23 protein-coding genes are annotated in these 23,072 nt (G+C 59.4%); 8 read left to right on the top strand and 15 right to left on the bottom strand.

From position 1 onward, the window contains the following. From AC3B8H_RS06535 to neuC, 5 genes are all read left to right on the top strand, one after another. Positions 1 to 1,455: glycosyltransferase family protein (locus AC3B8H_RS06535; RefSeq protein ID WP_488440807.1), on the top strand; the 1,455-nt coding region annotated here is incomplete at its 5' end. Between the two features lie 44 nt (positions 1,456 to 1,499). Next, complete coding sequence (locus AC3B8H_RS06530) at positions 1,500 to 2,201, top strand: acylneuraminate cytidylyltransferase family protein (RefSeq protein WP_488440806.1); 702 nt, start codon at positions 1,500 to 1,502, stop codon at positions 2,199 to 2,201. Beyond that, a complete protein-coding gene (locus AC3B8H_RS06525) occupies positions 2,198 to 3,178 on the top strand; it encodes an NAD-dependent 4,6-dehydratase LegB (RefSeq protein WP_488440805.1) in 981 nt (326 codons plus the stop codon). The genes AC3B8H_RS06530 and AC3B8H_RS06525 overlap by 4 nt, the downstream gene beginning before the upstream one ends. After that, positions 3,171 to 4,313, top strand: coding sequence for a LegC family aminotransferase (locus tag AC3B8H_RS06520; protein WP_488440804.1), 1,143 nt, complete (start codon positions 3,171 to 3,173; stop codon positions 4,311 to 4,313). The genes AC3B8H_RS06525 and AC3B8H_RS06520 overlap by 8 nt, the downstream gene beginning before the upstream one ends. Next, positions 4,310 to 5,476, top strand: coding sequence for a UDP-N-acetylglucosamine 2-epimerase (gene neuC / locus AC3B8H_RS06515; protein ID WP_488440803.1), 1,167 nt, complete (start codon positions 4,310 to 4,312; stop codon positions 5,474 to 5,476). The genes AC3B8H_RS06520 and neuC overlap by 4 nt, the downstream gene beginning before the upstream one ends. A gap of 364 nt (positions 5,477 to 5,840) precedes the next feature. Here neuC and eutC read toward each other — a convergent pair whose 3' ends face one another. The 8 genes from eutC to hslV form a co-directional block, all read right to left on the bottom strand. Beyond that, positions 5,841 to 6,632 (bottom strand): ethanolamine ammonia-lyase subunit EutC, encoded by a 792-nt coding sequence (gene eutC / locus AC3B8H_RS06510; protein ID WP_488440802.1) that lies wholly within the window; start codon positions 6,630 to 6,632, stop codon positions 5,841 to 5,843. Further along, complete coding sequence (locus AC3B8H_RS06505) at positions 6,629 to 8,008, bottom strand: ethanolamine ammonia-lyase subunit EutB (protein WP_488440801.1); 1,380 nt, start codon at positions 8,006 to 8,008, stop codon at positions 6,629 to 6,631. The genes eutC and AC3B8H_RS06505 overlap by 4 nt, the downstream gene beginning before the upstream one ends. A gap of 249 nt (positions 8,009 to 8,257) precedes the next feature. Continuing rightward, positions 8,258 to 9,826: a ubiquinone biosynthesis regulatory protein kinase UbiB gene (gene ubiB, locus AC3B8H_RS06500; RefSeq protein ID WP_488440800.1), complete on the bottom strand. Its 1,569-nt coding sequence runs from the start codon at positions 9,824 to 9,826 to the stop codon at positions 8,258 to 8,260. An 11-nt stretch (positions 9,827 to 9,837) separates the two neighbouring features. Beyond that, the gene (locus AC3B8H_RS06495; RefSeq protein ID WP_488440799.1) at positions 9,838 to 10,515 is read right to left on the bottom strand and encodes a ubiquinone biosynthesis accessory factor UbiJ; all 678 of its coding nucleotides are present in this window, start codon (positions 10,513 to 10,515) and stop codon (positions 9,838 to 9,840) included. Between the two features lie 38 nt (positions 10,516 to 10,553). Next, positions 10,554 to 11,303, bottom strand: coding sequence for a bifunctional demethylmenaquinone methyltransferase/2-methoxy-6-polyprenyl-1,4-benzoquinol methylase UbiE (gene ubiE / locus AC3B8H_RS06490; RefSeq protein ID WP_488440798.1), 750 nt, complete (start codon positions 11,301 to 11,303; stop codon positions 10,554 to 10,556). 8 nt (positions 11,304 to 11,311) lie between these two features. Beyond that, positions 11,312 to 11,701, bottom strand: coding sequence for a gamma-butyrobetaine hydroxylase family protein (locus tag AC3B8H_RS06485; protein ID WP_488440797.1), 390 nt, complete (start codon positions 11,699 to 11,701; stop codon positions 11,312 to 11,314). Between the two features lie 3 nt (positions 11,702 to 11,704). Continuing rightward, a complete protein-coding gene (gene hslU, locus AC3B8H_RS06480) occupies positions 11,705 to 13,024 on the bottom strand; it encodes an ATP-dependent protease ATPase subunit HslU (protein ID WP_488440796.1) in 1,320 nt (439 codons plus the stop codon). Then, a complete protein-coding gene (gene hslV / locus AC3B8H_RS06475; RefSeq protein ID WP_488440795.1) occupies positions 13,021 to 13,590 on the bottom strand; it encodes an ATP-dependent protease subunit HslV in 570 nt (189 codons plus the stop codon). Before hslV ends, hslU begins: the two co-directional genes overlap by 4 nt. A gap of 214 nt (positions 13,591 to 13,804) precedes the next feature. Here hslV and AC3B8H_RS06470 point away from each other — a divergent pair, with 214 nt between their 5' ends. Next, the gene (locus AC3B8H_RS06470; RefSeq protein ID WP_488440794.1) at positions 13,805 to 14,248 is read left to right on the top strand and encodes a hypothetical protein; all 444 of its coding nucleotides are present in this window, start codon (positions 13,805 to 13,807) and stop codon (positions 14,246 to 14,248) included. Here the strand turns inward: AC3B8H_RS06470 and AC3B8H_RS06465 are convergent. Genes AC3B8H_RS06465 through AC3B8H_RS06450 form a run of 4 tightly spaced genes read right to left on the bottom strand, consistent with a single transcriptional unit; the run spans position 14,242 to position 16,948 of the window. Next, positions 14,242 to 14,706, bottom strand: a complete 465-nt coding sequence (locus AC3B8H_RS06465; protein WP_488440793.1) for a nucleoside deaminase — start codon at positions 14,704 to 14,706, stop codon at positions 14,242 to 14,244. The genes AC3B8H_RS06470 and AC3B8H_RS06465 overlap by 7 nt on opposite strands. Continuing rightward, positions 14,706 to 15,770, bottom strand: coding sequence for a homoserine O-succinyltransferase MetA (gene metA, locus AC3B8H_RS06460; protein WP_488440792.1), 1,065 nt, complete (start codon positions 15,768 to 15,770; stop codon positions 14,706 to 14,708). Before metA ends, AC3B8H_RS06465 begins: the two co-directional genes overlap by 1 nt. Before the next feature lie 13 nt (positions 15,771 to 15,783). Next, complete coding sequence (locus AC3B8H_RS06455; RefSeq protein WP_488440791.1) at positions 15,784 to 16,632, bottom strand: ATPase; 849 nt, start codon at positions 16,630 to 16,632, stop codon at positions 15,784 to 15,786. Between the two features lie 13 nt (positions 16,633 to 16,645). Further along, positions 16,646 to 16,948, bottom strand: a complete 303-nt coding sequence (locus AC3B8H_RS06450; RefSeq protein WP_064024235.1) for a DUF6763 family protein — start codon at positions 16,946 to 16,948, stop codon at positions 16,646 to 16,648. Positions 16,949 to 17,067: 119 nt separating this feature from the next. Here AC3B8H_RS06450 and AC3B8H_RS06445 point away from each other — a divergent pair, with 119 nt between their 5' ends. Next, positions 17,068 to 17,280, top strand: coding sequence for a SlyX family protein (locus tag AC3B8H_RS06445; protein ID WP_488440790.1), 213 nt, complete (start codon positions 17,068 to 17,070; stop codon positions 17,278 to 17,280). A gap of 36 nt (positions 17,281 to 17,316) precedes the next feature. On the opposite strand, the gene AC3B8H_RS06440 is transcribed toward AC3B8H_RS06445, so the two are convergent. Then, positions 17,317 to 18,654 (bottom strand): D-alanyl-D-alanine carboxypeptidase family protein, encoded by a 1,338-nt coding sequence (locus AC3B8H_RS06440; RefSeq protein ID WP_488440789.1) that lies wholly within the window; start codon positions 18,652 to 18,654, stop codon positions 17,317 to 17,319. Positions 18,655 to 18,900: 246 nt separating this feature from the next. Between AC3B8H_RS06440 and AC3B8H_RS06435 the strand changes: the two genes are divergently transcribed. Continuing rightward, positions 18,901 to 19,689 carry a PEP-CTERM/exosortase system-associated acyltransferase gene (locus AC3B8H_RS06435; protein WP_488440788.1) on the top strand — a complete coding sequence of 263 codons (789 nt, stop codon included), beginning with the start codon at positions 18,901 to 18,903 and terminating at the stop codon, positions 19,687 to 19,689. A gap of 194 nt (positions 19,690 to 19,883) precedes the next feature. Here AC3B8H_RS06435 and AC3B8H_RS06430 read toward each other — a convergent pair whose 3' ends face one another. Beyond that, entirely contained in the window at positions 19,884 to 21,125 is a 1,242-nt protein-coding gene (locus AC3B8H_RS06430; protein WP_488440787.1) for a glycerophosphodiester phosphodiesterase, read from the bottom strand. A 26-nt stretch (positions 21,126 to 21,151) separates the two neighbouring features. Then, positions 21,152 to 22,729, bottom strand: coding sequence for an alkaline phosphatase D family protein (locus tag AC3B8H_RS06425; RefSeq protein ID WP_488440786.1), 1,578 nt, complete (start codon positions 22,727 to 22,729; stop codon positions 21,152 to 21,154). Positions 22,730 to 23,072: the final 343 nt, after the last annotated feature.

The following is a 23,072-nucleotide window of genomic DNA, read 5'->3' as shown; positions in this document are numbered from 1 at the left end:
TCGGAATATAAACGTCGGCGCTGGTTAATCGACGGAGTGTCCGGGCTTAGCGTGGCATTATTGCAGGCATTGAAACCCTTGCATTCGAATATCGGCGTTTTCAGTTCCTCCCATCCCGCCAATACCTTCATGGGCACACCGGTGGTGCGGGAGGTCGGTAACAACGACGTGTTGGTGAACGACTTATTCCGCGACGCGCGGTTGGACCGGCACTACGTTTCGTTGCTCGCGCAACATCGCCGGACCTTGCAAGCAGCGTTGCAGCTTGCAACCGGCCACGACGGTTCGGTGATTGTGTTTGCCGCGAAAAAGGTTTATTTCAATCAGTTGCGGCTGAGTAAGGTATTGCGCGATTGCGGTTATAAAACCGTGGCATTGGTATTCGACCACAACATGGTTAAACATCAGGCCGGCTTTTTCGACGATATTATTTATACCGATTTTATCAGTTTCTTAATGCTGCTCAATTCGGTCGATAGAAAACTGTTGCTGCATACCCAGGGTTGGCTATTTAGATACCATATTCCGGTCTTGATCGATACTTACAAACCCAAGCACTGTCGGCAGATTATCGAGATTATGGATAGCCAGTCGTTTTACCTGCCCGAGGCCACCGTGTCGAAAATTCCGGATACGATGAAAATGGCCTGGGGTGAAAATGTGATCGAGAATCATCAATTGCAGTTGGCCTGCGAAAATTATATTGTCCACCACGCCGACGGCGTGATTTTCAACGGCGACGACGAGTATCGGCAACCTCTGGTCAAACGCGATTCTCAGCATTTGCGCAACAAGCATTTGGCATTTCCGGCCTTGCCGGTCAAGGATTTTTTTCACGCCTCGAATATTGTCAATAAAGAGAAGAAACTGGTATTTGTCGGTGGCGTGCCGCCGTTTTCGGCGAACAGGCCGCACGAATTATTCGGGGATTCGCAGTTGCTGGGATTGGTGATGAAGTTAATCGCCAGAGGATGTTATCTGGATATTTACAATAATCCTTTGATCGCCGCCGAGGAAGATTACGCCAAGTTGTATCCGGATTTTATCGAGTTGACTAAGCGGCACCGGAACTTCAATTTTTTTATCGGCGATATGCCGCAGCATATCAATAAAAAAATCGCTCATTACGATTTTGGTTTGATGGTCTACGATTTTGGCGGTATTTACACCGGCGATTTGCATTTCAAGCATTTGATACCGACTAAGTTATTTAATTATTTAGAGGCCGGATTGCCCGTGTTGGTTAGCGACCGTTTTAGCGCGGTTTGCAGCATTGTCAAGGAATACCGGATTGGCGTGATTATTAATCAACGCGAAATTGAGTTTTTGCCGGAGATTATCGAAATGCTGGATGTGGCCGAGTTAAAGAAAAATGTCGTCGCGGCTCGCGAGGAATTGCAAATGCATAACAATATTCATCGATTGACCGGTTTTTACGAACAAGTGATGGCCTGAATGGCGGAGTTTTCAATGTCGCGCGCTCGCGGATTGCCGAACTGATGGCGATCGTCACGCTGATCGTCGTGCCGGCGCGTAGCGGTTCCAAAGGGCTGCCGGACAAAAACATCCGAATGCTGGGCGACCGGCCGCTGTTGGCCTGGACCGCGCGGGCGATCGCCGAGGCCGGGTTACCCGATTGCCTGAGTATTCTATCCACCGATTCCGAACGGTATGCCGAGATCGGCCGGCAATTCGATTTGCCCGCGCCGTTCATCCGACCGGCGGCATGTGCGACCGATGCCGCCTCGGCGCTGCAGGTTGCCGAACATGCGTTAGATTGGTTTCGGCAACAATACGGTTATTTGCCCGAGCGGCTAATGTGGCTGCAACCCACCTCGCCGTTTCGCTCGGCGGAGTCGCTTCGGCAAGCCGCGCGGATGGCGGCGGAGGCGGATGTCGATGCGGTCGTGGGCTGCAAGGAAATCCATCGCGATCCGACCACATTGTTTCGCGCCGACGACGGCTATCTGACGCCGTTGGACAGTCGGCAAGCGACTCAGACCCGTCGGCAGCAAAGCCGGCCGTTGCTGACTCCGAATGGGGCGATGTATCTGTGTCCAAGCGAATATTTGCTGGCGCGGCTATCCTTTTATCCGCCCAATACACGGCCGCTTATCATGAACGCGGTGCAAAGCCTGGATATTGATACCGAGGAAGACTGGGCCATCGCCGAGGCGTTTATTCAACAAGGTTTGGTATGAACAAGGTGTTAGTGACCGGCGCCGACGGTTTCATCGGCTCGCATTTGACCGAAATGCTGGCGGCGCGCGGCTGCGCGGTGAGGGCGTTGGCCCAATACAATTCGTTCAACAGTTGGGGCTGGCTGGACGACGCGGCGTGCAAGCACGACATCGAAGTCGTCTGCGGCGACGTGCGCGACCCGGCGTTCTGCCGGGCTATCTGCCGGGACATCGACACGGTGTTTCATTTAGCCGCGTTGATTGCGATACCCTACTCGTACCAAGCGCCGGACAGCTACGTCGATACCAACATCCGCGGCACCCTGAATATTTGCCAGGCCGCCCGCGACGCCGGCGTGAAACGGGTGATCCACACCTCCACCAGCGAGGTTTACGGCACCGCGCAATACGTGCCGATCGACGAAAAGCACCCGCTGCAACCGCAATCGCCTTACAGCGCCTCCAAGATTGCCGCCGACGCGATGGCGATGAGCTTTTTCAACGCCTTCAATCTGCCGCTGACCATCGCCCGGCCGTTCAACACCTACGGCCCCCGCCAATCGGCGAGGGCGGTGATTCCGACCATCATCACCCAAATCGCCGCCGGCAAAAAGCAAATCCAGTTGGGCGACGTTACGCCGACCCGCGACTTCAATTATGTCGAAGACACATGCCGGGGTTTCATCGCGCTGGCCGAATCGGCTCAAGCCGTCGGCGAGACGGTCAATATCGGCTCGAATTTCGAAATCTCGGTCGGCGATACCCTGGCGTTAATCAAGGCCATCATGGCCAGCGATGTCGAGTTTTTGGTGGACGAACAGCGCCTGCGGCCGGAAAAGTCGGAAGTCAACCGGCTGTGGTGCGATAACGCCAAACTGAAGTCCCTGACCGGCTTCGCGCCGCGAGTAAGCCTGGAGGAAGGCCTGCGCCGGACCGTGGATTGGTTTTGCCAGCCGGGCAATCTGAAAAAATACAAAACGGATATTTACAATGTTTGAAGCGTTGGTCGGCTTCGTTCGGGAGATTTACCAAACCGACGCCTTCATTCCGCTACACGAGCCGCGTTTCGGCGGCAACGAAAAACGCTATTTGAACGACGTCATCGACAGCACCTTCGTGTCCAGCGTCGGACCCTACGTCGGCGAATTCGAGCGCAAGATTGCCGAATATTGCGGCGCCAAGCATGCGGTCGCCACCGTCAACGGCACCGCCGCGCTGCATATTGCCTTGCGGTTGGCCGGCGTCCGGCCCGGCGACGAAGTCGTTACCCAGGCCGCGACCTTTGTTGCCACCTGCAACGCGATCGTCTATTGCGGCGCCGAGCCGGTGTTCGTCGATATCGATGCCGCGACCTTGGGTTTGGCGCCGGCCGCGTTGGCCGAATTTTTGGGCCGCGGCTGCGAGCGGCGCGACGGCGCGGTGTATAACAAAACCAGCGGCCGGCGCGTCGCCGCCTGCTTGCCGATGCACGTGTTCGGCCATCCCTGCGACATGGTCGGTTTGCTGAAAGTCTGCGAAAGCTACGACATGCCGGTGGTGGAAGACGCGGCCGAAGCCTTGGGCAGCCGCATCGGCGAACGCCATTGCGGCACCTTCGGCCGGCTCGGCGTCCTCAGCTTCAACGGCAATAAAATCATGACGACCGGCGGCGGCGGCATGATTTTGACCGACGACGACGAACTAGCCCGGCAGGCCAAGTATCTGACCACGACCGCAAAACTGGCGCACGCCTGGAAATTCGAGCACGACCAAGTCGCTTACAACTACCGAATGCCGAACCTGAACGCCGCGTTGGGCTTGGCGCAACTGGAACAGTTGCCGGCCTTCGTCGAAAGCAAGCGGGCGCTGGCAGGGCGCTATTTGGGTTGGGCGCGTGCCAACGGCGCCAAAGTTTTCCAAGAGCCGGACGGCGCCCGCTCCAATTACTGGCTCAACGCGCTGTTGTTGGACGACGCCGCGCAACGCGACGCGTTTCTGGAATACAGCAATGCCCGTGGCGTGATGACCCGGCCGTTGTGGAGCTTGATGTCCGACCTGCCAATGTACCGGCATTGTCAAACCGACGGTTTGAGCCAATCGCGGCGCTTGGCGGAACGTTTGGTCAATCTGCCCAGCAGCGTGCCGTTGCAATGACCGCGTCGCGAAAAGTGTGCGTCGTTACCGGCTCGCGGGCCGAATACGGCTTGCTGTATTGGTTGCTCAAGGAAATCCAGGCCGATTCCGATCTGACCTTGCAATTGGTCGCGACCGGCACGCATTTATCGCCGGAGTTCGGTTTGACCTGGCGGCAAATCGAAGCCGACGGTTTTTCCATTGTCCGCAACGTGGAAATGCTGTTGTCGTCGGACACGCCGGCCGGCATCAGCAAGGCGATGGGGCTGGGCTTGATCGGCTTTGCCGATGCGTTCAGCCAGCTAAGCCCGGACATCGTGGTCGTGCTCGGCGACCGCTTCGAGATTTTCGCCGCCGCGCAGGCGGCGATGAACCAACGGATTCCGATCGCCCACATCCACGGCGGCGAACTTAGCGAGGGCGCGGTTGACGACGCAATCCGCCACGCCTTGACCAAGCTAGCGCATCTGCACTTCACCGCCGCCGAAGTCTACCGGCAACGGGTGATTCAACTCGGCGAGCAGCCGGAGCGGGTGTTCAACGTCGGCGCGCCGGGCTTGGACCATATCGCCCGGCTGCCCTTGCTGGACCGCGCCGCTTTCGAACACGCCATCGACTTTAAATTGGCCGAGCGCAACCTGCTGGCGACCTTCCATCCGGTGACCTTGGAAGCCGAAACCGCCGCCGAACAATTCCGGCAACTGCTGCAAGCCTTGGATGCGTTTCCGGAAGCTCACATTATTTTTACCTACAGCAACGCCGATGCCGGCGGCCGGGTCATTGCCCGGCTGATCGAAGACTATCGGGAACGCTGGCCGGGCCGGGTCGCGGCCTTCGTCTCGTTGGGTTCGCTGCGCTATTTGTCGGCGATGCGCCACGTCGATGCGGTGGTCGGCAACTCGTCCAGCGGCATCCTGGAGGCGCCGGCTTTCAAGATTCCGACCGTCAACATCGGCGACCGCCAACGCGGCCGGCTGTGCGCCGCCAGCGTAATTCATTGCCCGCCGCAAGCCGCCGCCATCCAAGCCGCGCTGGAACAAGTCTGGTCCGGCGATCTGGCCGAAACCCTGGCGAATCTCGACCAACCCTACGGCAGCGGCGGCGCGTCGGCCCGGATCAAGGACCTGCTCAAACACAGCGACCTCGCCTGTTTGCTGAAGAAGCGGTTTTACGATTTGGGGTAGTGGCGGGACTTAGCAGTAGCGGTGCTCGTCATGCCTGAGTAGTTTCGAAGAGGAACCGAACTTTTTATTTTTCGTTTGAAGGTTCAACGGGGACTGTAACGGGCCGTTTTCGCGGCCCGCCGGTCGGTAGAGTCGAAGGCTTGCGAAAGCCAGTACCAATAACAGCAGCGGGGGAGGCCCTATTATCCTAAAAAGAGCGGTTGACCGGCCGTTCGTGCTTCGACGTTGCTCAGCGCGAACGGCCCGCAAACACTTACCGCGGGTGAATGAAACATTCCGCCCGCCCTTCGACAAACTCAGACGAAAGGGATTTTTGTCGCCCAATTGCTCTTTTTAGGGTTATTCAACGTCGCCTTCCACTCTGTCACGCCCCTGCGCTTGGAACCAAGTCCAAGCCGCCGCCATTCATGCCGGCCGGCAGCCAGCCGCTGGGCATGTCGTCTTTCAATGTCACGCCGGAAAGTCCGCGCTGGAGCGCTTGCAGGCTCAGATAAGTCAGTTTGATCGCGGCGGCTTCGTAACTTAGGCCTTGCGGCGGGCGGATGTTGGACAGGCAGTTGCGCTCCGCGTCGGTATTGCCGATACGCGGCGCGTGGGTCAGGTAAATTCCCAGACTGTCGGCCGCGCTTAAACCGGGGCGTTCGCCGACGATGATCACGGCGAGCTTGGCTTGCAGCCGTTCGCCGATCTCGTCGGCGAGCGCGACGCGGGCTTCCGGCACCAGACAAACCGGTCCCAGGCTCAGACCGCAGGCGCGGTAAGCGGCCATGACCGCTTGCATTAAGCCGAAGCCGTGGCGTTCGACCGCGGTCGAAGATAGGCCGTTGCTGACGATCAGCGCTACGTCGGGCGCGGTTGGGTTCAGTGCCGCGAGTTGATTTTGGCTGTCCTCGGTCAAACGCCGGCCCAAGTCCGGTCGGCGTAAATAATCGGCGCGGTCGGTGATCGGCGTGTTCAGCATCAGAACCGGCCAGCCGGCATCCGCGATCGCGTCGGCGCAGGCTCGGACCGCCCAAGGCCGGTGCACCGCGTCGCGAGCCTCGGCGTGGGCGGCGTTGAACGCCAGTTGCGCCGAGGTCGGCAGCGCGCAGCCGGCCCGGCCCAGCGCAATGCGGGCTTGAGTGTAACGGCGCAGTTCCTGCCAGGGATCGGTCATGCCGTCAGTTCGCCGCGAAATTGGCCGAGCAGGCGGGATGCGTCGCGCCGGCCGGCCAACCGGTTATTCTGGAAAATGTCCTGGCGTTCCAGCCAGGCTTCGAACTCCGGCGCGGGGCGCAAGCCCAGCGTGTCGCGCAGATACAGCGCGTCGTGGAACGACGTGCTTTGGTAAGCCAGCATCACGTCGTCGGCACCGGGCACGCCCATCACAAAATGGCAGCCGGCGACGCCGAGCAAGGTCAGCAAGTTGTCCATGTCGTCCTGGTCCGCCTCGGCATGATTGGTGTAGCAAATGTCGCAGCCCATCGGCAGACCCAGCAGTTTGCCGCAAAAATGGTCTTCCAATCCGGCGCGGATAATCTGCTTGCCGTCGTACAGGTATTCCGGGCCGATAAAGCCGACTACCGAATTGACCAACAGCGGGTCGAACTCGCGGGCGACCGCATAGGCGCGGGCTTCGCAGGTTTGCGCATCGACGCCGTGGTGGGCGCCGGCCGACAGCGCGCTGCCCTGGCCGGTCTCGAAATACATCAATTGAGTGCCGACGCCGCCGCGCCGCTGGTCCTCGGCCATTGCCTTGGCTTCGCCCAGCAGCGCCAAATCCACGCCGAAGCCGCGGTTGGCCATTTCGGTGCCGGCAATCGACTGAAACACCAGATCGACCGGCGCGCCGCGCCGTATCAGTTCCATCGTGGTGGTGACGTGGGCCAACACGCAGGCTTGGGTCGGGATCGCGTAACGCTGGATGATGCCGTCGAGCATCTCCAGCAAGGCCCGGACGTTGTCCAGGCTGTCGGTGGCGGGATTGATGCCGATCACCGCGTCGCCGCTGCCGTACAACAAGCCGTCCAGAATGCTGGCGGCAATGCCGCGCGGGTCGTCGGTCGGATGGTTGGGCTGTAGCCGGGTGGACAAGCGGCCGGGCAGGCCTAGGGTATTGCGAAACCGGCTGACCACCCGGCAGCGGCGGGCGACCGCGATCAGATCCTGATTGCGCATGATTTTGCTGACCGCGGCGACCATTTCCGGCGTCAATCCGGGTGCCAGCGCCGTCAGGTCGCCCCGGCCGGCCAGCAGCCAATCGCGGAATTCGCCGACCGATAAGCCGGCGACCGGCGCAAACGCCTGCGCATCGTGGCGTTCCAGAATCAGCCGGGAGACTTCGTCGCATTCCGGTGCAATCAGCGGCTCGTCTAAAAATTTTTGCAGTGCGACATCCGCCAGGCAGCACTGGGCGGCGGCCCGTTCGATTTCGGAAGCGGCGGCCAAGCCGGCCAATTCGTCAGCCGCGCGGCGCGGGGAGGCCTTCGCCATCAATGCGCGCAGATTCGCAAATTGAAAAAAATGGCCGTTGACGGCGGTGGAGTAGGGCATTACGCAAACGAAGATATTGACGATCGAACGACGAGCATAACCCGGCTTTATGACCGATTCGTGACATTAGCGAGCGCCTGCTTGCCGCAAACCGGGTTATCTCAAACAGTGCCGTGGCGCGTGTTTTGGGCCATTCGCGTTTTGATCTTGCTCAACGGGAACGGTCCAACCCGCACTCAGCCGGCGGGTGAATCAAAAATCCCGCTCCTATTCCAGAGGGCGTTACGGGGTGTCGGGCGCGAATGGAGATTAGTAATTGAGACCGGGCAGTTGCAGGATCAGCGCGGCGCTGATCATCGCGGCGGCGGTCAATATAGCCCACAGCGAGCGGCGGTTGTTGGATTTTAGTTGTTTGCGCAGCAAGGCCATTTCGCGCTGCTGGTGCTGCATTTGCTGCTGCATCTGGGCCGTACTTTGCAGCGCGTGCAACACCAGGGCCGGGATTTCCGGCAGTTGCTCGGTCATTTCCGGCAATTTGCCCAGCAACTCCTTGAGCTTGGCGCTGGGACCCATCCGTTCCTTGAACCAGTTTTCCAGGAAGGGCTTGGCGGTTTGCCACAGGTCCAGCTCCGGGTAGAGCTGCCGGCCCAGGCCTTCGATGTTCAACAAAGTTTTTTGCAGCAGCACCAGTTGCGGTTGAACCACCATGTCGAAGCGGCGGGCGGTCTGGAACAGTCTGAGCAGCAGCAAGCCGAAGGAGATGTCTTTCAGCGGTTTTTCGAAGATGGGTTCGCAGACGGCGCGGATGGCCGCTTCGAATTCCTCGACCCGGGTCGTGCTCGGCACCCAGCCCGACTCGATGTGCATTTGCGCGACCCGCCGGTAATCGTGGTTGAAAAAGGCCAGGAAATTCTCGGCCAGATAGCGTTGATCGGAATCGGACAGGCTGCCGACGATGCCGAAATCGACGGCCAGGTATTTGTCCGGCAGTTGCACGAAGATATTGCCGGGGTGCATGTCGGCGTGGAAGAAGTTGTCGCGGAACACCTGGGTGAAAAAGATTTCGACGCCGCGCTCGGCCAGTTTCTTGAAATCGGCTTGGCCCGCGCGCAGGGCGTCGATGTCGCCGACCGGCACGCCGTAGATGCGTTCCATCACCAGCACTTTGCGCCGGGTCAACGGCCAGTGAATTTCCGGGATGTAGAGCAGCTCGGAGTTCTTGAAATTGCTGCGGATGGCGCTGGCATTGGCGGCTTCGCGGACCAGGTCCAATTCGTCGAGAATGGTTTTCTCGAATTCGGCGACGATTTCGACGGCGCGCAGGCGGCGGGCGTCCGGCCAGAAGCGCTCGGCCAGTTTGGCGAATTCAAACAGCAATGCCACGTCCGAATGAATCTTGCCGGCAATGTCTGGGCGCAGCACCTTGACGATGACTTGCTCGCCGCTGTGCAATTGCGCGGTATGGACTTGGGCGACCGAGGCCGAGGCCAGCGGCGTCGGATTAAACTCGGAGAAGGCCTCGCCCAGGGTCTGGCCGAGTTGCTGCTCGATGATTTTCCGGGCCGTTTCGGCGGGGAACGGCGGCACCTTATCCTGGAGTTTGACCAGTTCCTCGGCGATGTCCTCCGGCAGCAAATCCTTGCGGGTGGACAGGGTTTGGCCGAATTTGACGTAGATTGGCCCCAGGTCTTCCAGGGTTTTGCGGATACGAACCCCGCGCGGCTGGGCGGTGCGGCCCAGCCAATAGTTGGGCGAGCAATAGGCCAGAAAGCGGATGGCTCGAAATAAACGGGTTTTCAGCACGATTTCGTCCAAACCGTGGAACATCATCACCCAATTGATATGAATCAGGCGCATCAAGGTTTTGGGACGAATCACAAGCGGTCCTATTAACGGGGTTCGGTCGGTTGAGTGAGCGCGGCGGCCAGCCGGTCAAGGCGAGCGGTGAGGCGGTCGGCGTCCAGCCGGAGTTGGTCGATCTGTTGAAAGACTTGCTCGGCTTCCGGCTTGGCCGGCAGTTCGCGAGTTTCTTCCTGGAGAAATTCCTGCAGGTTGAGCTTGAACGTGGTCAGGCTATGCCGCGACCAGTCGCGGCCGCCGCGCACCCACCCGGCCAGCCGTTGGGCGAGGTCGGCGCCGGCGTAACGGGCCAGTTTGGCTTCCCAGGCGATGTCCAGTTTTTCGAACAAGCGTTGCAGTTTGCGGGCCAGTTGGGTGTCGCCGGCCAGTTTGACTTCGCCGCGAAACAGTGAGCGCATCGGTGTCGCGCTCAAGCCCATCAAGCCCAGCGCGGCCAGCGAGCCGCTCAGGCTGGCGTCGGGTTCGCCGGCGTAACTTTCCAGAAGCTGGATGCGCCGGGTGCCGGGGCACAGGAACAGCTCGGCGTCGAAAGGCTGAATGCGCAGCGCGATGACTTTGCCGGCCATCGGCGCCAGATAGTCCTCGAGATGCTCGTCCAGCGCCAGATACTGGTTTAGCGCGGTTTCCAGCGCGGCCACCAACAGGGGTTTGACTTGCAGAAAATCGTTCGCCATTAGCCGGTCGTCGATCGGAACGGTTGCGGACAATCGTGCGCTACCATCGGGATACGAAGGAAACCGCGCGCTTAAAATTTGTAGCCCCGGTGCACCGCGACGATGCCCTGGGTCATGTTGAAATATTCGCAGCGTTCCAGACCGGCGTTTTCCATCATTTGTTTCAGCTCGTCCTGTTTGGGGTGCATCCGGATCGATTCGGCCAGATAGCGGTAGCTCTCTTCGTCTTTCGCGACCACGGCGCCGATTTTCGGCAGCAGATTGAAGGAGTAGAAGTCGTAGACCTTTTCGGTAATTGGGTCGGTCGGATGCGAAAACTCCAGCACGATGACCCGCCCGCCCGGCTTCAGCACCCGGTACATCGAGCGCAACGCGGCGTCTTTGTCGGTGACGTTGCGTAAGCCGAAGCCTATCGTCACGCAATCGAAGGTGTTGTCGGCGAACGGCAGGCATTCGGCGTTGACCTGGGCGTAACGGATGTTGCCGGCCAGACCGCGATTGATCAAACGCTCCCGACCGTTACGCAGCATCTCGGCGTTGATGTCGGCCAGTACCACCTGGCCCTTGGCGCCGACCCGTTTCTCGTACAGCATGGTCAAGTCGCCGGTGCCGCCGGCTAAATCCAGCACCCGATCGCCCTCGCGCACATTGGCCAGTTGCACCGCGACCCGCTTCCAGATCCGGTGGATGCCGAACGACATCAGATCGTTCATGATGTCGTAGTTGCTGGCGACCGAGTCGAACACGCCGCGTACCATCGCGACTTTTTCCTCGACCGGTACTTGTTTGAAGCCGAAATGAGTGGTGTTGTCGTTAGTCATGTTGGCGCTTAATGAGTAATGGGCGAGCGGCGGCTGATGCCGGCGGCTTGGAGTTCTTCGAGATATTGCGACCAGAGCAGCGGAAAGTCCGAACCCAGCTTGTACAGCAAGTCCCAACTATAAATGCCGGTATCGTGACCGTCGCTGAATACCAATTTGACCGCGTAATTGCCGACCGGCAGGATGTCGGTGATGGCGACGTCTTCCTTGCCGACTTGCAGGGTCTCCTGGCCGGGACCGTGGCCGACCGCTTCGGCGGACTGGGTGTAGACCCGCAGGTATTCGGCCGGCATTTCGAAGATGCTGCCGTCGTCGAAATGGATTTCCAGTATGCCCGAAACCTGGTGCAGCTTGATTTCGGTCGGGACGTGGTGGCAGGGCGGAATCTCGATACGCATGGCTTATAAAATGTAGCGGCTGAGGTCTTCGTCGTCGGCCAGTTCCAACAAATGGGCGTTGACGTAGGCGGCGTCGATGGTCACGGTTTTCTCTAACAGGTCCGGGGCATTGAAGGACACGTCCTCCAGCAGTTTTTCCAATATCGTGTGCAAGCGGCGGGCGCCGATGTTCTCAGTTTTTTCGTTGACCTGCCAGCCCAGCTCGGCGATGCGGCGGATGCCGTCGGCGGTAAATTGCACGTCTACGCCTTCGGTTTTCAGCAGCGCCTGATATTGCTCGGTCAGCGAGGCGTTCGGCTCGGTCAGGATGCGGACGAAGTCTTCGGCGCTGAGCGCGTTCAACTCGACTCGGATCGGGAAGCGGCCTTGCAATTCCGGAATCAGATCGGACGGCTTGGTCAGATGAAAAGCCCCGGAGGCGATGAACAACACGTGGTCGGTTTTGATCATGCCGTATTTGGTGCTGACCGTGCTGCCTTCGACCAGCGGCAGCAAGTCGCGCTGCACGCCTTCACGCGAGACTTCGCCGCCGCCAATTTCGGCGCGCTTGCAAATTTTGTCGATCTCGTCCAGGAACACGATGCCGTTTTGCTCGACGGCTTGTAAGGCTGTCTGCTTGATGTCTTCCTCGTTGACCAGTTTGCCGGCTTCTTCTTCCTGCAGCAGTTTCAGCGCGTCCTTGATCTTCAATTTGCGGGTCTTGGTGCGGCCGCTGTTCAGGTTTTGAAACATGCCCTGCAATTGATTGGCCATCTCTTCCATGCCCGGCGGAGCCATGATCTCGACGCCGACCGACGGCGCGGCGACGTCGATTTGAATTTCCTTGTCATCCAGATCGCCTTCGCGCAGCTTTTTACGCATTTTCTGACGGGTGGACTCTTCGGTGTCGGACAGCATGCCGCCCTCGGCGCGCGGCAGCAGAATGTCCAGCACCTTGTCCTCGGCGGCGTCGGCGGCGCGGTTTTGTACTTTTTCCATCGCGGCGATGCGGGTCATTTTGACGGCGGTATCCACCAAATCGCGGATGATGGATTCCACGTCGCGGCCGACGTAACCGACCTCGGTAAACTTGGTGGCTTCTATTTTAATGAAGGGGGCGTTGGCCAAGCGAGCCAGTCGGCGGGCGATTTCGGTTTTGCCGACGCCGGTCGGGCCTATCATCAGAATGTTCTTCGGTGTGATTTCCTCGCGCATGCCGGCATCCACCTGGCCGCGGCGCCAGCGGTTGCGGAGCGCGATCGCGACCGAACGCTTGGCGTCGGCCTGGCCGACAATGTGTTTGTCCAGTTCGCTGACGATTTCTCTCGGGGTCATTTGACTCATGGTTGTTCTTGCTCCGCCGGCTTGGCCTCGGCGTCCAATTCTTCGATGCGTAAATTGTGGTTGGTGTAGATGCAGATGTCGGCGGCGATGTGCAGCGCTTTTTCGACGATGTCGCGGGCGCCGAGTTCGGTATTTTCGTACAAGGCGCGGGCCGCGCTTTGCGCGAACGCGCCGCCGGAGCCGATCGCGATGAAATCGTATTCCGGCTCGATGACGTCGCCGGTGCCGGAAATGACCAGGGTGGTTTTGCTGTCGGCGATGATCAGCAAGGCCTCCAGTTTGCGCAAGGCCCGGTCGGTGCGCCAGTCCTTGGCCATTTCGACGGCGGCGCGGGTGAGGTTGCCGCGGTGTTTTTCGAGCTTGCCTTCGAAATGCTCGAACAAGGTAAAGGCATCGGCGGTGGCGCCGGCGAAACCGCCAATGACCTTGTCGTGGTAGAGCCTACGCACCTTGCGGGCGTTGGCCTTCATCACGGTATTGCCCAGCGTGACTTGGCCGTCGCCACCGATCACGACTTTGTCGCCGCGCCGCACGGACAATATGGTGGTACCTTCGAAACTCGTCATGTTTTCAATCAACGGAACGGGGAAAGCCGGGGATTTTACATGTTCTGGATTGCGATGGGGAGAAGTTTGCTGGGGCTCGCGGGCGGGCGGAGCGTTGAACTATCGGGCGAAACTGATTAAAGTGAGGCGGCCGGACAGGTGGTGCCGAAAACGCCTTCGTCGAGCGGCGGCCCGGACGGCTTTCGATCATTAGAATAACAACAAGGGGATCAATATGAGAGGTTCATCAGGCTGGAAACGCGCGGTCTTGCTGGGCGCGTTGTGCTTTTCGGGAGCGGTAGCGGCGGTAACGCCGGACGAGGAAGACAAGCAGCAATGCAAGAAACCCAAATTTCGGGACTTCGCGCCCGCGCACATGGCGGAAGTCGAGCCGGGAACGCCGATGTCGTTCCACGTTTCACCGAACGCCGATCCGTTTACGATCACCGCCGAGGCGCGCGGCGAGAAAATGAAAGTGGAAGTCGTCAATAAAAAGACTTTTTATTTGGTAAACACCACATTGCCGGCCTTGAGCGGCGGTTTTGCCCGGATTCACGTCACCGCGAAAGCCGCCGAAAGCAAGACCATCGCCAGCGGTTGCCTGGGTCAGGACGGCTGGCTGCTGAAAATCAAGGGGAAGGAAGCGCCGGCCAAGGCCGGTGAGGCGGCGGCTCAATAGCGGATTTTGTCGCTCTTGGCTTGCCAGCGGCGGAACGGCAATTCCGGTTCCGCCAGCGGCAGCCGGCGCATTGCGATGCGGCGTTGTTCGCCGGCCTTGCCGATCTCGTCGTAGATCAAACCGTCGTCGAAGCCGGCTTGGGCCGCGTCGAGCCGGCCGCAGGCGTAATACACCGCCTTTAGCCGCGCCCAATAAATCGCGCCCAAGCACATCGGGCAGGGTTCGCAGCTGGTGTACAGCGTGCAGTCGGTCAGTTGGAAATCGCCGAGCGCCCGGCAGGCCAACCGGATTGCCGCGATTTCGGCGTGAGCGGTCGGGTCCAGGTCGGCGGTCACCCGATTGCCGCTGGCGGCGATGACGCGGCCGTCGCGGACGATCAGCGCGCCGAACGGCCCGCCGCCTTGATCGACGTTGGCGGCCGCCAAATCCACCGCCTGCTGTAAAAAGCCGGCATCCATCAAAGTCCCAACGGGTTGTCCGGGTCGATGCCGTTCATGAACGGCAAACGGCGGTCTTCGTTGGTGATCTGGTACACCTTGCCCAGCCAGTTGTTGAATACCGCCTTGGCCGAGTCGCGCCAGGTGATATCCAAATGGTTGAGTATCTGCTCCTCGGGCATGGCTTTCAGCGGTCTGGCGCCGTGCCGGGCCGCCTTGACGTGGGCTTCGTATTCGGACAGCAGGCGCTGCGTCGCCGGATCGAAGTAGTTTTCCGGAAACGGCGGGTAATCGTCGCGCTCGGCCCGGTAAAAGCGCAACACTTCGCGCTTATATTCCTTCAGCAGGCTGATGTCGTCGTATTCCGGGTGGCCCTGGAAGAACACGATCCTAAAGCCATCCGGACTGACCGCCAGATGCACGCCGGCTTGGTCGCTGGCCACCAGCACTTTCAAACCGTGTTTTGCCATGTCCGCTTGAAAGACTTCGTTATAGCGTGAGTGCGGCACGTCGAAGCGGGTATTGATTTCGGCCACCAGGGGGTGGCGGCGGTCGACGACCTTGTGCGAAAACACGCCCCAGCGTTTGTTGGGCAAGCGGGTGCGCTCGACGCCGTAGCAATGTTGGATCAAGGCATGGGTGGCCTGACAAGAACACAATATCGAAGTAACATTTTGGTAGGCCCACGCGAAAATTTCCGTCAACGGCTCCCAAAACACTTCATCTTGCACACGGTCGTGAGTGACGCTTGCGCCGCTGATGATCAGCGCGTCCAGGCCGTCCCGCTTGATTTGCTCGAAGCTCTCGTAATACGCGTCGATATGGGCCAGCGCCTCCGGGCCGCGTTCGAGCCCCGCAATCGTGAAGGGATGAACGTGGAACTGGGCAATCTGGTTGCAGGCGCCGACTAGCCGGAAAAACTGGCGTTCGGTGGCTTCCAGCGCGGCGTCGGGCATGATGTTGAGCAGACCGATATGCAATTCGCGGATGGATTGGCGCAGCGCGCGTTGCGGGCTCAGAATTTCTTCGCCCTCGTCTTGCAAGCGGCGAAAGGTCGGTAGGTCGGTATGGGCAACTAGCGGCATCGCGGTTGATCCCTCATGCGCTTTGACGGGCGATGGCCGAGGCGATCAGTTCGATGAAGTCCTGTTCGTTTTTTACCGTGGCGGTTTCATCGGCGCTGACCGTGTAGCCGTATTGCTCGGCGATCGCTTCGTAGCGCGGCACGCGGGCCTTGAACAGTTCCGGAAACACCCAGGTGACAAAGTCGTCGGGCGGTATTTGGTCGGTCGAGGCGTAACCGCGTTCGGTCATGAATTGGCCGAGTTTGGCATCGACGAATTCGGGGCGGTAGTACAGCGGTTTCGGGTCTTGCTTGGCCCGGTCGATGATGGTTTGTTCCAACGCCGGCGGAATTTTGATATAGACGATCAGTGTGTGCCGGGCCAGCGTTTCCAGTACTTCCGGGCAGTCCAGTTCGCAGACGCTGCCGCCGGCGTCGTTCAGAAAATGTTTGTAGCCGTAGATGGTTTCGGCCTTGTGAATGAAATCCGGTACGTCGTTCATCGCCGCGATTTCGGCCTGATGGTGCAAGGCCTGGCGGCGCTTGAATTCGGCCTGCGACAGGCCGCCCTTGGCCGGATTGCCGATCTTACCCAGAAAGCTGGAAACCGGCGCCAAATTCTCCACGGTGATGTTGCTGCAGATGTAGATTGAGTCGGATTTGAGCAAGTCGCGCAAAAACGGCACGCCCATCGCCTGCTGTTTGATATTGTCCAGGATGGGTTCTTCGAGGTACTTGGTGCCGATCCGGTAATCGCCGGAATAATGGAACCATTTGTCCTTGGGCAGTTTACTGGACAAGGTGGTCTTGCCCGCGCCGGACATGGCCAGCAGCGTGATGCTCTTGGATTCCCAGTCCAAGAATTGTTGGGCGGTCATTTTCATAACAGGTGAGTGCTTAATCCAAAAAGTCGCTGATATCCAAATCTTCCGAGTCCGGGCGGGCGTGGCGGTCGGGATCGGTATAGCCGAGGTCGTCGGCTTCCAGGTCGTCGAACGGCGCGCTCCAGTCTTCCGGATCTTCGATGTAGTCTATGGTCGAGTTGTACCAGCTTTCGTTGTCGTATTCGCCCAGGTCGCCGTTGGCGTACTGGACTTCGATGTTGTCGTCGTTGCCTTCGATGGCGACGACCTTGAAGGTGAGGTTGCTCTCCAGGTCTTTATACCAACGGCCGATTACCGGGTCTGCGATAGTAGTCATCGTTGCGTCCTCGCTAAGTGGTTGACCTCCTCAATGATAGCGAGTTTACCGAGTCTGTGCGAGCCGAGTCGCCGGCGATTTCGGTTAAAATGACCGTCCATTCCCGATCACGACAGGTCATGAACGAAGACAGAATCATCGAATTGGAGATCAAACAGGCTTATCAGGAAGACCTGATACAGGCTTTGAATCAGGTGGTGGCCGACCAGCAAATCCAGATCGGCAAATTGGAAGAGACCTGCAAATTATTGCACGACAAGATTAAAAGTCTGGGGCAGGCGATTCACGATGGCGGTGCCGCGCGGGCGGACGAGCGGCCGCCGCACTATTGAACCGGCCGGCATCGGGCCGGGCCATTTTCGCTCCGCTTAACCGGCCTTGCCGCGGCGGCGCGGGGGCTCGACGCTGGCGATCGACTTGGCGGACGGCGGCAATGCGGTGCAGTCCAGGTTTTTGGCGTGCAGCCGCCGGCAGAAGTCGCGGCTGTCGTCTTGCGCCAGTCCGGTCCACACGGTTTTCCAGAACACGCCGCCCTTGAATTTCTGACGGACGATACGCGGTTGGCCGGCTTTCGCCAGCGGGCCCAGCGCGTTACGGGCACGTTTAAGATTGACGTCGGCGTCGATCTTGCGAGCGAAATTGCCCATCGCAACCGACCAGGCGCGCTCGTCCCGATGGCTTTTGATGCTGGCGGTATGTGTCTCCGGGGTCGCCTTGCGGCGTTCGGAATGGCCGGGATTGATCCGAATCGGCTCGTATCGGCTGCTGCCGGAGTCGGCGCCCATCTGCTCGGCGCTTCCGGCGCAACGATTGGAAGACAACTGGAACGGTGGCGGCGCATCGCTGCCGTCCTGCAATTGGCTGATATGACCGCCGTACAAGCCGCTGGCGCTGTTGGTAAAACCCAGGTCCAGCAAGTTTTCCATTTGTTGAAAGCGCTCGGCGCTGCTATGCGCGCCCAGCAGCACGCCGATCAAGCGGTGGCCGTTGCGTTTGGCCGAGGCGATCAGGTTGTAGCCGGAGCCGCAAGTGAAACCGGTCTTCAGGCCATCGGCGTCCGGATAGCTTTTCAGAATCCGGTTGGTATTCGGCAGCACCCGGCCCTTGTAGTGAAATTCGGTGGCCGAGAAATAGCGGTAGTACTGGGGAAAATCGCGAATCAGCGCGGCCGACAACAAGGCCAGATCGCGGGCGCTGCTGATTTGACCGTCGTCCGGCAGGCCGCTGGCGTTCTGAAATGAACTGTTATACATGCCCAGCCGATGCGCGGTTTGGGTCATCATCGCCGCGAAGTTGCTTTCGGTGCCGCCCAGGTGTTCGGCCAGTACCACCGCCGCGTCGTTGGCCGAGCGGGTGGTGACCGCCATGATGGCCTGTTCGACGGTCAAGCTTTGGCCCTGGCGCAGTCCCAGCTTGGAGCTGGGTTGCAGCGAAGCGTGCCGGGAAACCGTGACCGTGTCGTGCAGGTGCAGGTGACCGGATTCTATCGCCGAGAACGTCATGTAGATCGTCATGACTTTGGTCAGCGAGGCCGGATACCAGCGATGGGTGGAGTCGGTTTCGTGAACGACCCGGCCGGTATCGGCGTCGATGACAATGGCCGCGTAACGGGCGGCGGCCGGCGAACCGTGCAGCAGCAGGCAGGCGAAGGAAGCGAGGACGAGGTTTAGGCGCGGCACGGTACTCAAGTTCTTACTTTGCTCCAAGTAGGTGGTGTAAGGTTTTGACTGGATTATTTAATCAGAATAATCACTTTCAAAAAAGACCTATTTTCGAATGGGCGGCCAAATATTCTGGTAATTTTTCGGGCAAGCTTAGCCGGTTTTTTGCCTGAACAAAAGGACAATTGCGATTTGTAAATGCTTAAAATTGTTATATTATCTAAGCTCGGGGCTGCTATTTGACTAACCGTCGGAGCAGCAAGGGATCTATAGTCGTCGGGATGGTGTCGCTTGATTGAAGAAAAACGTTATTTTGACAATAGTTTTGATGTGTTTCTGGCGGATACGCCCGAGAGTCTGGAAATCCATTACAACCTCCGCTTCCGGGTGTATTGCGATGAAATGGGTTACGAAGACAAGGAGCGGTTTCCCGATCGATTGGAGAAGGACCATTGGGACGAAAATGCGGTGCATTTTTTGGTCCGCCATCGCGAAAGCGGTTGTTGGCTGGGCGCAATGCGGCTGGTCAAGCCGAGCGGCTATCGGTTTCCGCTCGAGGACCGTTGCACACCGTACCAGCCCTTGTCGGTGAATCAATACCGTAATTCGGTGGAAATCTCCCGGCTGTGCGTGCTGCGGGAAGCCCGGCGCTTAAACTTGCACAGACGGCCGGCCAAAGTGTTGGCCAACGGCGAAGTCGATCGGCGTGTCAGTTTCCTGCAAGATTACAAAAGTTTGAGCCGTAGCGTCATGTGGGGTTTGTATCGGGCGGCCGTCGTATATTGCCAGCAGACCGGAATTCGGGACTGGTACATCCTGGTCACGCCGTCGTTGGCGCACGCGGTCAAGCGCGAAGGCTTTGAAATGACTCAAATCGCCGAACCTTGCGGGCTGAACGGCGTGCGTACCGCGTATCGATTGAGCGTGGCGCATATCCTGAAAAACCCGATATGGGAACACGACTACAAGCGCGATTTTCTGCGCTACTCCGATCTGAACGATGAATTCGCCGCCTATGGCCATATGCGGAGGCCGCTACGCCAGATCGGTTCGGTTTCTTATATCCAGCCGCGCTATTAGACGAGCCGTAGCGGCGGTTGCCGGTCTATCGATGGGTTAGCGCCGCCGCGCCGGGGGCGGGAGGCTCTTAAGTCGGCCGACTTACTCAAACAATCCGCCATGGCGGGCGCCGGATGCGCAAACCGGGTTTGCGCATCCGGCGTTGCCGTCGGTACCTGGAACCGTCGGCATGGTGCAAGCTAGGCGGGGTCGAATCAATCCTCGCGATGTCGGCCGCGGCCGCAATGACCGAAGGTCGAGTCGGCGTTGGCCGAGGCATCGCGAGCGGCCACGCCGGTGTCCGGGAAGTCGGTGAACAAGCCATCCAGGCCTAAATCAAAGTAGTAGCTCATTTCCTGTTGCGGGTCCGCGAAACCGTAACCGCCGGAATCGTTGCGGAAGGTCCAGCCATGCACCTGCAAACCCTTGGCGTGGGCCATTTCCAACACGCCGGTACTGCCGTCCACGCGGCGGTCGTGTAGATCGATGTTACCGTCGCCGTTACGGTCCACGCCATCGGCGACCGTTTTCACCAGATAAGGTTTCCATGGGCCGATCGCGTCGGCATAGGACTTAACGAAATCCAGGCCGGTTTCGCTCAACAAATCCGCAAACGTGCGCGGGTCGCCGGCCTTGACGAAATCGTAGGGCTGTTTGTAAGGCGGAACCAGCGACAGCGAACCATCGGCATTGACATCGTCGGCGTCGATCAACTGCACCAAGCGAATGTCGGTTTTTCTACTCAAATACCGCAGATTGCCGACTTCGAAGGATTGGATGAACACCGGCGCGCAGGCGCTGTCGCCGTAGGCGGCGTGCAATTTGGTCAGCAGCTTGTTTTCGAAGAAATACCGGCCGAACAGCGGCCGGCCGTTGGCGGCTTTCAAGTCGGCGTGATAAGTCGAATGCTTGATTTCCGGGTAAATGCCTATCGTCCTGCCGGTTTCCCGGCTTTTTTGCTTGGCCAATCCAATCACTTCGTCCAGTGTCGGAATTTCATACAGGCCGTCGTAGGCGGTGTTGGCCGGGCGCAGTTGTGGCAAGCGTTCCCTGGCGCGCAGGGTTTTGATCTCGGCCAACGTAAAGTCGCTGGCGAACCAGTCCTGGTATTCGACGCCGTCCACCATCCGCTTGGTTTTGCGGTCGGCGAATTCCGGGTGGTTGGCGACATCGGTGGTACCGCCTATCATCGGCTCGTGGCGGGCAATCATCTTGCCGTCCTTGGTCAGCACCAAATCGGGTTCGATGAAATCGACGCCCATTTCGATCGCCAGACTATAACCCGCCAGCGTGTGCTCCGGACGGTAGCCGGCGGCGCCGCGATGGCCGATGACGAGAGGACTGGTTTGCATGGTGCCGTGCTGCCGGTGATAGGAATGCGCGGCGGCGGTGCCGGGCCCACTCAGTATAGCCAGTGCGATGGCCGTCGCGGGCAGGCTGGAAAAAACTCTTAACATGTTTGCTCCTAAGTATGAAGGGAGAGTTAGTCGCGATTGCGGCGTACGCCGTCGGCGGGCAGTACTTTGCTGAACACCGTCGCGCCGTTGAGGTCTTTCAACGCAACCCGCAGGGCTTTGCTGCGTTGGTCGATATCGACTTGGCCGAAGAACTGTAAGCCGGCGTAAGGCGACAGGTTGACTTGGCCGGCCGGCGGAGTTTTGCTGAACACCACTTGCGGGCCGAACGTGCCGTCGGTACTGTTCGGTCCGAATGAGCCGGCGTTCAGCGGGCCGGCGACGAACTCCCAGAACGGCGCGAAATCCTTGGTAGAGGCCTTGCCGGGGTCGTAATAGTGCGCGGCGGCGTAATGCACGTCGGCGGTCAGCCACACCACGTTTTTGACATGGGCGTGTTTGATAAAGCTCAGCAAGCGGGCGATTTCCAGCTCGCGGCCGGCGGCCGGGCCGTTGTTGCCGTTGGCGACCGCTTCCCAGCGCGGCGTGCCGTCCGGCAATGTGCCGTCGGCGATATTCAAACCCAGCGGCATGTCGGCGGAGATGATTTTCCAGGTCGCTTCGGAGCTCGCCAGCGCCTCTTCCAGACGGGCCAGTTGTTCCTCGCCCAAAAACGCGGTTTCCTCGCTTTCGAAACTTTGCAGATTGGCGCTGTTCGGGCCCCGGTAGCTGCGCATGTCCAACACGAACACCTCCAGCAATTTGCCGTAGGACAATTTCCGGTAAACCCGGTCGGACTCCTCCGCGCCGTGCGGGCGCAGCGGGGCGTATTCGTGGAAGGCTTGAGTGGCGTTGGCGATCAGGGTCGGGATGTCCTTGATCGTATAACGCGTATCGTTGGTCAAGTCCTTGGCGTCCGACCAGTTATTGACCACTTCGTGATCGTCCCATTGCCAGATTTGCGGCACTTCGGCGTTGAACCGGCGCAGATTGGCGTCCAGCAGATTGTATTTGTAGCGGCCGCGAAATTCGTCCAGCGTTTCGGCCACTTTGGACACTTCCGGCGTGACCAGATTGGTCCAGACCTGGCCGTTCTCGGCCACCACGCTTTCTTTAATCGGACCGTCGGAATACACGCTGTCGCCGCTTTCGATGAAGAATTGCGGTTGGACCTGGCGCATGGCTTCGTAGATTTTCATGCCGCCGAAGCTTTCGTTGATGCCCCAACCCTGGCCGGCGATGTCGCCGCCCCAGACAAAGCGGATGTTGTCGCGTTTACCGACGGTGTGGAATTGCCCGGTCACCGTTTCGCTGGTATTCCGAGCGTTGGTCAAGTCCTCGAACCAGACTTTAACGTACACATCCCGGCCTTCCGGCAGATCGACCAAATCCTGCCGGGCGGTGAAATCAGATTCCGGTGTGGCGTAGGGGCCGCGAATCGTCACCGGGTCGGTGAAGTCGGCATCGAAGGCATATTGCACGAACATCCGGGCCGGCCGGTCGGCACGGCTCCAAACCACGGTTTTGCCCGGTATCGGATCGCCGAACTGAATGCCTTGCGGCATTTGCGGGCCGTCCGCAGCGAAGGCCGGGCTTGCCAGCGCGGCAACGGCCGCCAGCAGCGCCGATTGGCCGGCGACACGGGAAAATCTGCTTACTTTACGCATGCTTAACTCCAGGGCTGGGATAAATAGGCCGGGATTATAGGCAGCGCAAAATGACAGGATGATTAAGCGGAACGGCTTGATATTCCGGGCGAAGCGGCATGACCGAGCGGTCGGAGCGGATTGGCATGAAAGCCCCGGCGCGGGCGGCGGCCGTCTGAAAAGGCCGGCCGCCATGCGCGATCGCGCGGCTGACTTCCGCCCGTTCGGCAGGATGTCGAGCCGGGACGCTAGCGAGTGAGGAACCAGACGTCGCCACCCTTCCCTGGGTTAGTTGGGAACACCCGGCTGTCCGAACGCGCTAGAATAAGAAGACTGCTGCGTGCCGGGCAAAATTTTCCAAAAC

The organism is Methylomonas sp. BG-2, assembly GCF_057766305.1.
The sequence above is the reverse complement of the archived record's forward strand: the minus strand, read 5'-3'. Positions and strand labels throughout refer to the sequence as shown.